Source organism: Sphingomonas xinjiangensis, from assembly GCF_014199255.1.
Classification (GTDB): domain Bacteria; phylum Pseudomonadota; class Alphaproteobacteria; order Sphingomonadales; family Sphingomonadaceae; genus Sphingomonas; species Sphingomonas xinjiangensis.
Map to the genome: position 1 here is coordinate 1 of NZ_JACIJF010000001.1, position 12,819 is coordinate 12,819.

Sequence of the window (12,819 nt, forward strand, 5' to 3'; positions counted from 1 at the left end):
AGGGCGTCCAAAAGATTGATCCACGCTACTTTGTCTTACCCCATCATGGGGCGGCTACGTGCCGACCCCGGAGAGAAGCACGAACCCCGTGTGGCTATCTCAAGCCCGGCAGAAACCAGTGTTGTATTGTCGCCTTCCAATCCGCCACACCGGTGCCCTTGCGGCAGCGAAGAGTGGCCTTCGCCTGTTGACTCGGGCCGCGATAGAGAAGCTGCCGTTCCGCTCCCCACCAATCTCAGCCGTTCCTGATCGGCAAAGCGGACCCCGAAAGCGGACGGGCGGCTAGCGCCCCAATAGTTGTCGAAAGCGGCGTTCGCGGTTGTGCCTCGCAGCGGCCATTCGTTCAGTGCCGGGGCACGGACGCAGAGGCGTGGATAGTCGCTGATCCACCTGCGCGTCACGCTCCTGCGGCGAGGATTTCCGGTGAACTGCTCTGGCCTATCTATCGATGCAGTATTGCAAAGACCGAGGGTGCTCACGAGTATGCGCAATCTTAGTCCGATCGACTGCGAGAGAGATGCTATGCCAATTCGTATCCTTGCGCTGAAAGCGCTACTTACCTTGCCACGACGCATAGGTATTTCGGTCTTGCGGGCGTGTCGTGTGCCTTGACCTTCGTCAGCGCTACGCCCGGTTTCACCAAAACCATCGTGCAGCAAGCGCCATCAGCGGACGCTACGATCAATCCTCCGTCTATCAAGAGATCGCCCGATCAAACTGAAAGAGAGAGTACGCCGCGTGACCCCTCATCGAAGGCGGACGTAATCATCGAAGGTCGCACTAAGGACGCGGTCGCGACGTTTGTCGAGCAACTTACGAAAGTTAATCGTGGGCATCAGATTTCGCGCTGGAATACGATGGCTTGCCCGATAACGCTTGGCCTGAACTCGGAACAGGCTCGTTATCTCACCGAGCGCATCCGATCTCGATCGCGCGAGTTCGGGGTGCCTGTGGCAGGCCAGAGCTGCTCGGCGAACATCGTGATTGTAGTGACTAACGACGCTGATGAGTTCACGCGACAGTTCCTCAGGCGCTATACGAAGCTGTTTCAAGACACCAGCAGTGGGATTAGTGAACTGGCCCCACTCCGTGGAGAACTGCTACAGTCGCGGCCCATCCGATGGCTTAACGCGAGCCGCACTGGGGGCGCGGGCGGCGGAAGCCTCGGCCAAGTATACTCGGGGTCACGTTTGCGGGAAAACAGCCAGGAGAACGCCATATTGTTGCTGGCGATTGTAGATGCCAGCATGATGCGAGGCGTTAAATGGGGGCAAATTGCGGACTATCTTACCATGGTTGCTCTGGCGAACCCTCGCATGGACGCCCGCTTTCGACTGGATACGATCATGTCGATCTTTCAGGCAAGAGATGCAGGGGGCTTGCTCCCAACCGAATTGACCGCAAATGATCGCTCCTTCCTTCGTGCCTTGTACCGCACGCATGGAGCCGCCAGCGCCGTTCAACAGCGGAAACAGATCGAGAGCGCGATTACAAAATAGCAGCCTTGGCTCTACGCCTTCCTGCGCAGCTTGCGGAGGGTCTGGCCAATACTCGCATCAGCGGCTGCAAACGCCGCAATAGGTAGCCGTTAGCGCAGGTCGACAATACCTGTTTAAAAGGTGGCCGTAAGCGAACGTCTGCTTTCGCTCACTCGCCGTTCAAAAGCCGCCATTCCGCATTCCACCCAGTCTCAGCCGTCCTCCACCGGCAAAGCGGACCCTGAAAGCAGCCTGTCGGCCTGCGCCCGCTTGCAGTCGCTCAGGTGAGCAATCCGGGACCGCGGCAACCACTCAGTCGTCCATCTTGATCGGTCCCATAGCCCAGCCTCTTCGCTGCTATAGAGCAACCTCAACGTTGACCATCGGCAGTGCGCCCATCGCTTGGTCCACCGAGGCCAGCGCTTCCTTCGCTGAGCGCCGATCGTCCTCATCGCGAGGATTGCCTTCCCTCCGACGTAGCGCGGCCTTAAGTTCGCGGGCGAGTGCGCGAGCATCGGCGGCGAATTCTGCGTCGGCCCGACCGCGAGCCTGGTCCGTATCGCGTTTACCGTTCCCAGTGCTTCCCAAGCCCGGTGCATGGGTGTTGGGCTCATCATCCGCCTTGTCCGCTTGCGACCTATCGGCAGAAACTGGCGGGCTCCCCATTTCAAGCGCTTCGCCTTCAGCGCCCTTTGCGCCGGCCGGCACCGTCGCGCTCGACGAATCGGCGCCCGCGTCGCTGCCGCCAAGCTCTGCCGCAGCACCACCGGCACCCACATAGGCCTTCACGGCGCCCGCAAGCTCGCGGGCGATCTGCGCTGCGACCCTGGCCAACTTCTTCGGATCATGTGCGAAGATCAGCTTGAGCGCCTGTAGCCGCGCCCTCAAGTCCTTCACCTTTTTAGCGGCGACGGCCTTTTGCGCGTCGCGGCTCTGGTTTTTCACCGCTGCCAGCGTCGCCACGGCGTTCTTTGCCTCCTGCAGCTTGCGGGCGGCGATCTCCTCCTTCTTGGACAGCGGCGTGGCAGGCTCGGATGCGGCCTTATCCGCTTCGCGAGTGCGGGGCTGCACAGCGGATGTGAGCGAGAGGAGCGAGAAGGCCGAGATCTTCATACCAACTATATAGAAAGGCCGCGCCGCTGGGACCGGTATCTCTACTGGCGCTGCTGTTGTTCCGACATCGCTGCGGCGATCTTCCGCCATTCGGCACGTGTGCGGCATTCACGCTTGCCGGTGGCCTTCCGGACGAGGCAGTCTTCCACGCGGCCGCCAGTGTTCATATTGGCGCGATTTTGCGCTTCCAAGTTTGTGGCGGCGGAGCCTGGAAAGGCGGACACATTATTGCGACCTTGTGCAGCTGCGCTGGAACTGCCTGCGATCATCAACACCGTAGCTATCAAAGCACGCATCGTGATTCTCCCTTTCCTGTCCCCACGCGATAGCTTAACTTAATCTGGCTGCATTGCGCAATCCGGGGGTGAGCAGTTGAGCCGCGAGCGCTGGTGGGACATTGGTGGAGCGATACTCTGCTATTTGGCTAGCGTTGGCGTGATCTTCCTTTTGACAGGAAAGGCTCCGGGCATCTGGAGTATCTTGGCCGCGATTGTTTTCGCCGCCGGCTTCTTTTCGAGGGAGTGGCGCAGGCGTTAGGCTTCTTTGCGGCGAACTCCGATCACCCCATAGTCCCCTCCGCTGTTGGGAGGGGGCTATAGGTCGGCTCAGCGGTTGCTGGCGGTATCGATCGCGATCAGCGTTGGAGCGTCGGCGATGAAACGGTCGAGGACGCCGTCGGCGACCTTGATCGGGCCATCGAAGCGGGTGGCGCCGGGGATCGACTGGACGGCGGCGGCTTCCGCGGCGAGGCGCTTGGCATCGGCGAAGTAGCGCGTGGCGGCGGGGCTGCCGGCATCCGCTGCGGCCAGGCCGGCGGCGGTCAATTGCAGCGCGCGGCCCCAGATGGCCATCGCGTCGAGCCAGGGGCGCGACTGTTCGGCAAAGGCGGGGTCGACCGTGCCCGAGCGGATGATGTCCGGGGCGTTGGCGATCTCATCGGCGGTGCGGGTCAGATCGGTCAGCGCCTGGTGACGGGCGGTGGCGTCGCCATCGGCAAGCGCTTCGCGCACGCGGTCGAGCACGGCCTTGAGCTTGGGCGCCTGTTCCTGCCACGGCTGGCTGCCAAAGGTCGGCGCCATGTGCTGGGTGTCGAAGAAGGTGAGCAGCGCGGCGGTCGCGCGTGGATCGCCGCCGGCCAGATCGCGGGCGCTGGCGTGCCAGGTGCGCTGCGCATCATAGCCCTTGTCGTTCCAGGCGAAGGCGACCACGCCGGTGACCGCGACGCGGCTGGGCGCTTCCTGGTTCATCGGATTGGACAGGATGCCGCTCAGCTCGCCGGCGAGACCGGCTTCGCGCCGGGCATAGGGCGCCATGAGCAAGCGGCCGGTGGTCTGGGCGAAATCGTTCACCGGATAATTGTCCCAGAGCAGCGTCTTGCGGCCGAACGCCTTGGTCGCCTGCTTCGCGTCGGGGACCGAGATGGCCGGCGGGACCACATCCGTGCCGGTCCACTGCACCACCACGCGCGGATCGAGATGCTTGCGCAGCGCCGCCTTGTAGGGGGTTTCCTTGGCATCGTAATATTCGGTGGGGACCATGATCAGCGGGCGCGACTGGGGATCGCGGGCGAGAAGGCTGACCTGGACCGTGTTCAGCAGCTGTGCCTGGGCGATGCCGGCTGCTTCCGCGCCCGACGGGCCGAACTTGGCCTTGTCCGCCTCGCAGTTCCACTTGGTGTATTCGATGTCGTCGAGCGCGACGTAGAAGCTGTGGACGCCGATGCCGCGCAGCGCGTCGAACTTGCGCTGGAGCGCCTGGGCGTCGGCGGGGTCGGAGAAGCACACGCTGGGCCCGGGCGAGATCGCGTAGACGAAGTTGACATGGTTGCGCCGCGCGGTGGCGGCGAGCGTGCCGAGCGCGCTCAGCGTCGCGGCGGGATAGGCCTCACGCCAGCGATCGCGGGCATAGGGATCGTCCTTGGGGCTGTAGACATAGGTGTTCGCCTTCACCGTGGCGAGAAAGTCGAGATGCTTGGTGCGGTCGGCCATCGTCCAAGGCTTGCCGTAGAACCCCTCGATCGTGCCGCGGATCGGCATGGCGGGGTGATCCTGGATGGTGAGCGCGGGGATGGTGGTGCGCCCGGCGAGCTGGCGAAAGGTCTGCGCGGCGTGGAACAGGCCGTCGGCGTCATGGCCGGCAAGGGTGATGAGACCGCCGGTGCCGCTGGCCAGCGCGGCGATGGTGTAGCCTTCGGCATTGCCGTCCGCGGTGGTGCGGGTGCGGGCGAGCGCGTCGCGAACCAGCGCGGTGCCGGCGGTGCCCAGCAGGATGTGCGGGCGGTCGAACGATGACGGGAGGCTGCGCGCGGTCGTGATCGTCTCAACCCCCGCCTCGCTCAGGATGCCGCGCACCAGGGCGGTGGTTTCCGGATCGGTGCCGGGGGCGGCGACGAGCACCACGGACCTGCCCAGCGTGATCGTACCGCGACCGAGCGCCACCGAGACAGGCTGGGGGAACAGCGCGGGCAGCGTGGCCGGCTGGGCGATGGCGGGGGCAGCCATCAGGCCTGCCGCGACGACCATCAGCGAAGAACAAGTGCCGAGTTTGCCCATGTGCCGCTTCATCCCAGTTCCTCCGGTATCATAATGGTATTACCGGATGGGTAGGGCGGCTGGAGCGATACGGCAAGCCGTTCGCTGCGTGGGCGGTTCAGTCCAGCGGCTTGGCGAGCGATCCGACAATGCCAGGCAGCCACCCGGCGTCGTCCCTCAGGGTGAAGCCGCTGGTATAGGCCCACACGCACGAGCCGATGCCGAGCGAGGCGAAGCTGCTGGTGGCGGCGTCGAGATAGTTGATGCGCTGTGCCAGCGGGATATCCTGATAGGCGCCGAATTCCCCGACGAACGGCACGGTGCCGGTTTCGCGCATAAAGGTGGCGATACGATCACGTTGACGGGCGAGCACGGCGAAGTCGGCGTCGCTGCCGAAGCTGGTGCCGGTCGGCACCGGGCCCTTGCTGTAATACGGATCATACTGGAAGGTGAAGCTGTTCGGTTCGTAGGTGTGGACGGTGGGCACCACATAGGGATCGGCCGGCATCTGGAAGCCTTGCTGATTGTAGGACGTGCTGCCCTTTTCGGTGTCGACGATGATCGCGCGGTTGGATTGGTCTTGCGGATGAGCGGGATGACTTCGTTGTAGAGTGCGGTGAGTTCGGCGTTGTTTACCGGCGGCTGCGGCTCGTTGAGCAGCTCGAAAAAGACACGCTGGTGGATGTCCTTGAACGCGTCGGCAAGCTGGTGCCAGATCGCCAGGAAGCGGGGACGCTCACCGACGGGATCGGCGAAGAATTCGACATAGTGATGCAAGTCGATGATCAGGTTGAGGTCGGCCGCCACCGCCGCATCGGCCGCGCGTCGCACGGCCGCGAGATAGGCGGGGTCGATGGTATAGGGCGCGGTCTTGGCGGTGTGCGCGGCGAAGCGGACCGGCAGGCGGATGGTGTCGAACCCGCTGCGGCGGAACCAGGCATAGTCGCTGTCGGCGGCCTTGCGCGAAGAGTTGTCATATTCGACGTTCATGCACCGCCCGATCGGCAGCGACATCCCGACGGCGGCAGCCGCGCGGCGCGCGGGCGGGAAGCGCAACGCACCCGCGCTCGGCGCCGGCTTGATCTCCGCCGGCGCGGGCGTCGGCGCGGGCGTTGGCACGGGGGCGGGTGTGGGCGGCAGAGTGCCGATGGTCGACGGCGGCGCGACCACCGTTCCGGTGTTGCCATTCGAGGAACCACCGCCGCCACAGGCGGCGAGCGCGAGGATGAGCGGCAATGCGAAGGGCGTGCGCGTGATCTGCTTCATGGGTCCGGCCGTGCAAGTCGACCCCTCCCGTCAGGGTGTCGGGTCCATCGGCGACGCCCTGCATGCACTGCCTTGAAGATATGGTTAAAGCGGCGCTTACCGGAGGGCTTTGACCCCGCGCGGAACCGTTTCGCAACCGTGCCTGTTCAGGCTGGCATGGCAGAGGATCCCCAGAGCGTAGGCGATATTCTCGACCGGCTGAACGACCTTGCCGGCGAGGACGACCAGGTATCGCTGGGCGATGTGGTGGAGGCGCTGGGAAATCGCGGCCATGCGCCGTTCCTCCTGATCCTGCCCTTGATCGACATCTCGCCGGTGGGTGGCATTCCCGGATTGCCGACGGTGCTGGCGGCAATCATCATCCTGGTTGCGGTACAAATCCTTTTCGGGCGCAAGCATCTGTGGCTGCCCGGGTTCCTGGCGAACCGGTCGCTGTCGAGCGAGAAGGTCTGCAAGGCGACGGCCAAGCTGCGCGGTGTGGCGAAATTCATGGACCGCTGGTTCCACGGGCGCTTGCCCGCGCTCACCAAGGGGCCGTTCGTGCGCGTGGCGGCGGCAGCGTGCATCCTACTGGCCTGCACCGTGCCGCCGCTGGAGTTGCTGCCGTTCGCCACGACCGCGCCGATGGCGGCGATCGCGGCGTTCGGGCTGGCGCTGCTGGTGCGCGACGGGTTGCTGATGATCGTGGCGACGGTGCTGAGCGGCGTAGCCGTCGCCGTGGGTATCGGCATGCTCGGATCAGGCGGCGCTCAGTAGCCGAGCCAGACCCGCAGCGGGTTGGTCGGGCTGGCGAGCAGCTTGGCGGTGAGCGCCAGCGACATCACGACCAGCAGCGGCCGCACGCCGCGCCCGCCGAAGCGCATCGCCGAGTGCGCGCCGAGTTGATTGCCGGCGACGGAGGCGACCGCCATGGCAAGGCCGAGCACCCACAACACCTTGCCGCTGACGATCAGCACCAGCAGCCCTGCGATGTTGCTGGCGAAGTTGAGGAATTTGGCATGCGCGATGGCGCGGACCAGCCCCAGCCCGGCGAGCGCCACCAGGGCGGTGGTGAAGAAGGAGCCGGTGCCCGGCCCGAAAAAGCCGTCATAGAAGCCGATCGCCGCGAGCAGGAGCAGCAATGCCACCTTGCCGAGACGGGCATGTCGGTCTTCCTCGCCCATGCGCGGCGCGAGGAGGAAGTAGAGCGCCATGGCCACGAGCAGCAGCGGCATCAGTGCGGAAAGGAACGAAGAGTCGATCGACTGGAGCACATAGGCGCCGAGCGCCGAGCCGAGGAACACGCACAATGCGGGAACGCGGAAGCGGCGGAAGTCGACATGGCCCTTGCGCGCGAAGGCGAGGAATGCGCCGCCGGTGCCGCAGCTGCTCTGAAGCTTGTTCGTGGCGATGGCCGACACCGGCGGAATGCCGGCGGCGAGCAGCGCGGGCAGCGTCAGCAATCCGCCGCCGCCGGCGAGCGCATCGATGAAGCCAGCGACAAAGGCGACCGCAGCGAGGGCGGCGATCAGTTCGAGGGAAAGGGCCATGGGGTGTGTGCCTAACGGCTTATCCCGGCGGCGATAAGCCGGTTCACGCGAAGGCGCGAAGGCGCGGAGAAGAAGATAGGGGTTCGCGCAGAGGCGCAGAGGGGGCAGTCGCCGCGTCAGCGGCAGGAACATCGTCTACCGTTCAGCGTGCCGGCCGGCTTGATTGTCTTCCGGAGGGTGCCGCTGTTCTTAATCTGTGCGCCTCTGCGCGAACCTCTACCTTCTTACTCCCACGCTTCCGCGTGTCGGCGGCACCACAGGTTTTCGGCCGCGCCCAGTCGCGGTTAGCGGTTGAAAGTGAAGCTGAGCGAGACACCGCCGGAGAGCTGGTTGCGCGAGCCATAGGCGCGGGTGATCGGCGAGTTCGCGGCGTCGTCGACGAGGCGGTCGTACTTCACATAGCCGTAGACGCCCCAGCGTTCGGTAAGCTGATACAGACCGGTGGCGCTGGCGCCCATGGCGTGCACGCCGCCGCCGGGGCGGAACTGGGGCAGGCCAGTCGCGGCGGACTCGCGTGCGTCGACGCTGAAATAGGCGCGCTGATATTTGCCGTCCGACAAGGCGACGCGCGGCCCGAGCGAAAAGAGCCAGCGGTCGCCGTCGCGCACGACATAATCGAGGTTCAGGTTGCTCACCAGGCCGCGATGGCCGTTCACCCCCTGGCGCACCTCCACATGCGCGCGCAGCTGGGGCGCGAGCCAGGCCTGCACGAAGCCGCCCAGCTCAACGGTGGTGCCGACTTCATCGATCGGTGCATCGACTTCGTCGCGCCGGCGGCTGCCTTCGATATTCGCGGCGGGGCCGAAGGCGAAGCTGTTGCTGCGCAGCAGCGGGATGGCGATGTTCTCATCCGCCGCTTCAAAGGCGAAGGGCTGGTCACCGCGCGTTTGCGACACGTCAATCAACGGCCGCAGCCTCAGTTCGTCCGAGCCGGGATAGCTGGGCACCCATTGCGGGCCGAGTGCCAGGCGGACGCGGCGCGGCTCACCGCCTGACGATGCTTGCTCCGACTGTGCCTGCGCCAGGCCGGGAGCGAGAAGGGCGAGGGCGGCGCAGGCGGCCGGAAGCATGAAGCGGAGCATGGACCGGCAGCGTCGCAGAAGCGCCGGCCCAAGGCAATCGATTTGGTTCAGCGCGCGACGGGCACGCACGGGCTGACCCGGCCACAGGCGGCGGCGGCTTCGGCGCGCGAGCCAAAGGGGCCGACGAGCAATTTGGTGAGCGCACCGGTTTTCACATAATAAGGCTGGCGTCCGGCGAACCGGCCCGCGACCTTGCCCCAGAGCCGCCGGGCATTGCCGGCATCACCGAAGGCGCCAAGCTGAACCCGCCAACCGCCGTCGCGCGGCGCCGCTGCGGGGCGCGATGGCACCGGCTTGCCCGCCGGGACGGGGCTGGGCCGAGTGGCCGGAGGCATGGGCCTTGGCGCAGTGGCGCGCGGCGGCGCCTGGCGCACGGGCGCTGCTTCCTCTGCAAGCTGGACCGGGGGAAGCGGGCGCGGGCCGCGGCTGGTATCTTGTTCCATGCGGCGGGCAAGCGCCTGACCCTTTTGCCGATCATCGAGCGGCACATATTTGTCCATCTGCGCCAGCGCCTTGGACGCGGCATCGAGCCCGGCCTGCGACGCGCGGACAGTCAGTGCATAGGCGCGCACCCAATCCTTGGCCGCGCCGTCGCCGTTGAACAGCATGATACCCAGAACATATTGCGCGCGGGCGTCGCCGCGCGCCACGGCACGCTCGAGCCAGGGCAGCGCTTCGGGACGGCGGCCATTCTCGAACAAGGCGAGCCCGTAATTGGCCTCGGCCTGTTCATGGCCCTGACGCGCGGCGCGGCCATACCATTGTTCGGCCATCGAAAGATCGACGGGAACGCCGCGGCCCAGCTTATAAGCCTGGCCCAGGTTGAACTGCGCGTCGGCATTGCCGGCGGTGGCGGCGCCGCGCCAGCGATCGACGGCGGCACGGTAATCGCCACGCTCATAGGCCTCGACCCCCGCCTTTACGGCATCGTCCTGGGCAAAAGCCGGCACGGCCAAGAGCAGGCCGGCGGCAGCCACGAGCATCGGCAACAACTTCATCGTTCATCAATCCCCACGCATCGGGCGGCCGCGTTCGCGGCAACCGCGCCGATGCCCATCATCCTAGAATGCCAGTTAACCCGAGTTTGGCAAAGAATTCCTTATCCATGATGCGCGGGCTTCGGAGCCGCGCGGGATCGGGCGTTAACCCGATCTTATGGCGCGGCGTGGCAGATACGCCGCGACGTACCAGAGAGGATCGAGGGGTTCATGCGGGTTCTGGCGATGGCATCGCAGAAAGGCGGGTCGGGCAAGACGACGCTGAGCGGGCACCTGGCGGTGCAGGCGCAGCTCGCCGGCCATGGCCCCGTGGTCATGATCGACATCGATCCGCAGGGTTCGCTGTCGGATTGGTGGAACGAACGCGAAACCGAGCTGCCGGCATTTGCCCAGACCACGGTTGCGCGGCTGGCGGCCGACCTGGAGGTGTTGCGGCAGCAAGGCTTCAAGCTGGCGGTGATCGACACCCCGCCGGCCATCACCATGGCGATCCAGAGCGTGATCCAAGTCGCCGAGCTGATCGTGATCCCGACGCGCCCGAGCCCGCACGACCTGCGCGCCGTGGGGGCGACGGTGGACCTGTGCGAACGCGCGGGCAAGCCGCTGCTTTTCGTCGTGAACGGCGCGACGCCCAATGCACGCATTACTTCGGAAGCCGCGATCGCGTTGTCGCAGCACGGCACGGTGGCGCCGATCACCTTGCACCACCGCACCGATTTCGCCGCGTCGATGATCGACGGGCGCACGGTGATGGAAACCGATCCCCGCGGCAAATCGGCCGCCGAAGTGGCGGCGCTTTGGACCTATGTCTGCGACCGGCTGGAGAAGAATTTTCGCCGCACCGTGTTCACGCCGCCGACGGCGGTGGCGCATTTCGGCGCGGCACGCCCGGTCGGCGGCTTTGGCCGGCGAGTGGTGAGCTGACATGGCGGCGAAGATGACCAATCCCAAGCCCTTGGCCTCGCTTTCCTCCACCCTGCTCGCGCGCAAGGGACAGGCACGCCCGGCGATGCGCCCGCAAGGGTTCATCGGACTGAGCGCGACGGCGGCCCAGGAGGATCTGGGCTGGAACGACATGGGCGATGACGCCTTGTACCCCAAGTTGAATGAAGCGCCGGCGGCCGAGCCCGCGGTGCTTCAGCAACGCGAGGTACTGAGCAAGCAGTTCGCCGAGGCCGAGCCGCCTGCCGAGGCCGCCGAGCCGGCGCCCGCGCTGCCGCGCGCGACCGTGGCGCAGATCGCGCGCGACGTTTCGGCCCGAACGACCAAGGCAGCCTTTACGCTGCGGCTCGACCAGCAGCGCCACTTGCGGCTCCGTTTGGCGTCGGCGGTGACGCGGCGGTCGGCGCAGCAGCTGGTGTGCCAGGCACTCGATCAATTTCTTGAATCGCTGACCGATGTCGAGGCGCTGGCGCGTCAGGCCGGACCGGCAAACGCCAAGGCGTGAAGGACAGGACCATGAACATCCGCAAGATCAAGCTCGGACTTTCCGCGCTCGCACTGAGCGGCGCTGCCGTTGCGGTGCTGGCATCGCAGGGGCTGGGCATCTCCGCCTTCGCCGCCGATGCGCCGAGTGCCAAGAAGGCGGCGGCCGAGGCCAAGGCGGCGCGCAAGGCGCTGGCCAAGCGCCAGGGCGACAAGGCCGTGCACCATGCCGAGCTGGCAGTAGCGAACGATCCGGCGAACGGCGCGTATCGCGCGCTGCTGGGCCAGGCCTATCTGCTCGCCGGGCGCTTCGCGTCGGCGGCGCAGGCGCTCGGCGATGCCAGTGCGCTGAACCCGCAGGATGGCGCGGTGGCGCTCAACCTGTCGCTCGCCAAGATCGCCCAGGGCGACTGGGCCGGCGCGCGCGCGACGCTGAGCGCGAACGCTGAACGCATCCCGGCGAGCGACCGCGGGCTGGCCTTTGCGCTGGCAGGCGACCCCGTCACCGCCGTCGACATCCTGATGCCGGCGGCGCGCGATGCGAGCGCGACCGCCAAGACCCGCCAGAACCTGGCGCTGGCCATGGCACTGACCGGGCGGTGGAAGGAAGCGGCCGAGATCGCGTCGATGGATATGTCGCCGGACCAGCTTCAAACGCGCATTGCCGAGTGGATGCAGTTCGCGCGGCCGACCAACGCCTATGATCAGGTTGCGGCGCTGCTGAATGTCCGCCCGGTGGAAGATGCCGGGCAGCCCGTGGCGTTGGCGCTGTCGCAGCAGCCCGATGTGGCGGTTGCCGCTGCGGCGCCGGCTGCCTCGTCGGTCGATCAGTTCATGCCCGGCATGCCTTCGGCTGCCGCGGTTGCGGAGGCTGCGCCGGTGGAAGCGCCGGCCGAAGCCGCGCCCGAGCCGGTCCAGGTTGCCGGCACCGGCGCCCAGGTGGTGCTTGGTGCCCGCAGCGAGATGGTCCAGCCGGTCGCCGCGCCGCGCCCGGCACCTGCGCGCGTGGCCAAGCCGGTGCGCGTCGCCAGAGCGGCGGCGGAGAAGAAGCCGGCGGTTGCCGAGCGCGTGGCGCGCCGGCCGGGCAATTATGTGGTGCAGCTGGGCGCCTATCCCAACGCCGCGGTCGCGCGCGATGGCTGGGCTCGCTATGCGCGACGCGTTCCGGCGCTTGCCGGCGTGACGCCGCAGGGGATGAACGTCTCCACTCGCGCGGGCAATTTCTACCGGCTGTCGGTGGGCGGCTTCGCCCGGCAGGACGCGGCGTCGCTGTGCGGGCAAGTGCGCGCACGCGGCGGCAACTGCTTCGTGCGCGCACAGGCCGGCGACCAGGTCGCCGCCTGGGTGAAGGGCGGGACGCAGGTCGCGTCGCGCTGAGCCTGGCCCCTTCCTGTGAA

12 protein-coding genes and 1 pseudogene are annotated in these 12,819 nt (G+C 66.6%); 6 read left to right on the forward strand and 7 right to left on the reverse strand.

What is annotated here, in order from left to right; all coding sequences use genetic code 11:
• Positions 1 to 608: 608 nt before the first annotated feature.
• Positions 609 to 1,499 carry a hypothetical protein gene (locus FHT02_RS00005; protein ID WP_184082983.1) on the forward strand — a complete coding sequence of 297 codons (891 nt, stop codon included), beginning with the start codon at positions 609 to 611 and terminating at the stop codon, positions 1,497 to 1,499.
• 336 nt (positions 1,500 to 1,835) lie between these two features.
• Here FHT02_RS00005 and FHT02_RS00010 read toward each other — a convergent pair whose 3' ends face one another.
• The 4 genes and pseudogenes from FHT02_RS00010 to FHT02_RS00025 all read right to left on the reverse strand — a co-directional run bounded on the left by FHT02_RS00010 (position 1,836) and on the right by FHT02_RS00025 (position 6,136).
• A complete protein-coding gene (locus FHT02_RS00010) occupies positions 1,836 to 2,549 on the reverse strand; it encodes a hypothetical protein (RefSeq protein ID WP_184082985.1) in 714 nt (237 codons plus the stop codon).
• Between the two features lie 83 nt (positions 2,550 to 2,632).
• Entirely contained in the window at positions 2,633 to 2,863 is a 231-nt protein-coding gene (locus FHT02_RS00015; RefSeq protein ID WP_184082987.1) for a hypothetical protein, read from the reverse strand.
• A 333-nt stretch (positions 2,864 to 3,196) separates the two neighbouring features.
• Complete coding sequence (locus FHT02_RS00020) at positions 3,197 to 5,155, reverse strand: glycoside hydrolase family 84 protein (RefSeq protein WP_184082995.1); 1,959 nt, start codon at positions 5,153 to 5,155, stop codon at positions 3,197 to 3,199.
• An 85-nt stretch (positions 5,156 to 5,240) separates the two neighbouring features.
• Positions 5,241 to 6,136: pseudogene (locus FHT02_RS00025) on the reverse strand (glycoside hydrolase family 5 protein).
• Here FHT02_RS00025 and FHT02_RS00030 point away from each other — a divergent pair.
• Both FHT02_RS00030 and FHT02_RS00035 read left to right on the forward strand, forming a co-directional pair.
• Positions 6,081 to 6,464, forward strand: a complete 384-nt coding sequence (locus FHT02_RS00030; protein WP_184084267.1) for a hypothetical protein — start codon at positions 6,081 to 6,083, stop codon at positions 6,462 to 6,464. The pseudogene FHT02_RS00025 and the gene FHT02_RS00030 sit on opposite strands and share 56 nt — an antisense overlap.
• A gap of 80 nt (positions 6,465 to 6,544) precedes the next feature.
• Positions 6,545 to 7,144 carry an exopolysaccharide biosynthesis protein gene (locus FHT02_RS00035; protein ID WP_184082997.1) on the forward strand — a complete coding sequence of 200 codons (600 nt, stop codon included), beginning with the start codon at positions 6,545 to 6,547 and terminating at the stop codon, positions 7,142 to 7,144.
• Here the strand turns inward: FHT02_RS00035 and FHT02_RS00040 are convergent.
• The 3 genes from FHT02_RS00040 to FHT02_RS00050 form a co-directional block, all read right to left on the reverse strand.
• Positions 7,138 to 7,917 carry a TSUP family transporter gene (locus FHT02_RS00040; RefSeq protein ID WP_184083000.1) on the reverse strand — a complete coding sequence of 260 codons (780 nt, stop codon included), beginning with the start codon at positions 7,915 to 7,917 and terminating at the stop codon, positions 7,138 to 7,140. The genes FHT02_RS00035 and FHT02_RS00040 overlap by 7 nt on opposite strands.
• A 284-nt stretch (positions 7,918 to 8,201) precedes the next feature.
• Positions 8,202 to 8,999, reverse strand: a complete 798-nt coding sequence (locus FHT02_RS00045; RefSeq protein WP_184083002.1) for a MipA/OmpV family protein — start codon at positions 8,997 to 8,999, stop codon at positions 8,202 to 8,204.
• Positions 9,000 to 9,046: 47 nt separating this feature from the next.
• Positions 9,047 to 9,997 carry an SPOR domain-containing protein gene (locus FHT02_RS00050; protein ID WP_184083004.1) on the reverse strand — a complete coding sequence of 317 codons (951 nt, stop codon included), beginning with the start codon at positions 9,995 to 9,997 and terminating at the stop codon, positions 9,047 to 9,049.
• Between the two features lie 210 nt (positions 9,998 to 10,207).
• Between FHT02_RS00050 and FHT02_RS00055 the strand changes: the two genes are divergently transcribed.
• The 3 genes from FHT02_RS00055 to FHT02_RS00065 are packed head-to-tail and all read left to right on the forward strand — an operon-like array spanning position 10,208 to position 12,799.
• Positions 10,208 to 10,921, forward strand: coding sequence for a ParA family protein (locus tag FHT02_RS00055; protein WP_184083006.1), 714 nt, complete (start codon positions 10,208 to 10,210; stop codon positions 10,919 to 10,921).
• A gap of 1 nt (position 10,922) precedes the next feature.
• Complete coding sequence (locus tag FHT02_RS00060) at positions 10,923 to 11,444, forward strand: hypothetical protein (protein WP_425506395.1); 522 nt, start codon at positions 10,923 to 10,925, stop codon at positions 11,442 to 11,444.
• A gap of 11 nt (positions 11,445 to 11,455) precedes the next feature.
• Positions 11,456 to 12,799: an SPOR domain-containing protein gene (locus FHT02_RS00065; protein WP_184083008.1), complete on the forward strand. Its 1,344-nt coding sequence runs from the start codon at positions 11,456 to 11,458 to the stop codon at positions 12,797 to 12,799.
• The last annotated feature ends 20 nt before the right edge of the window (positions 12,800 to 12,819 follow it).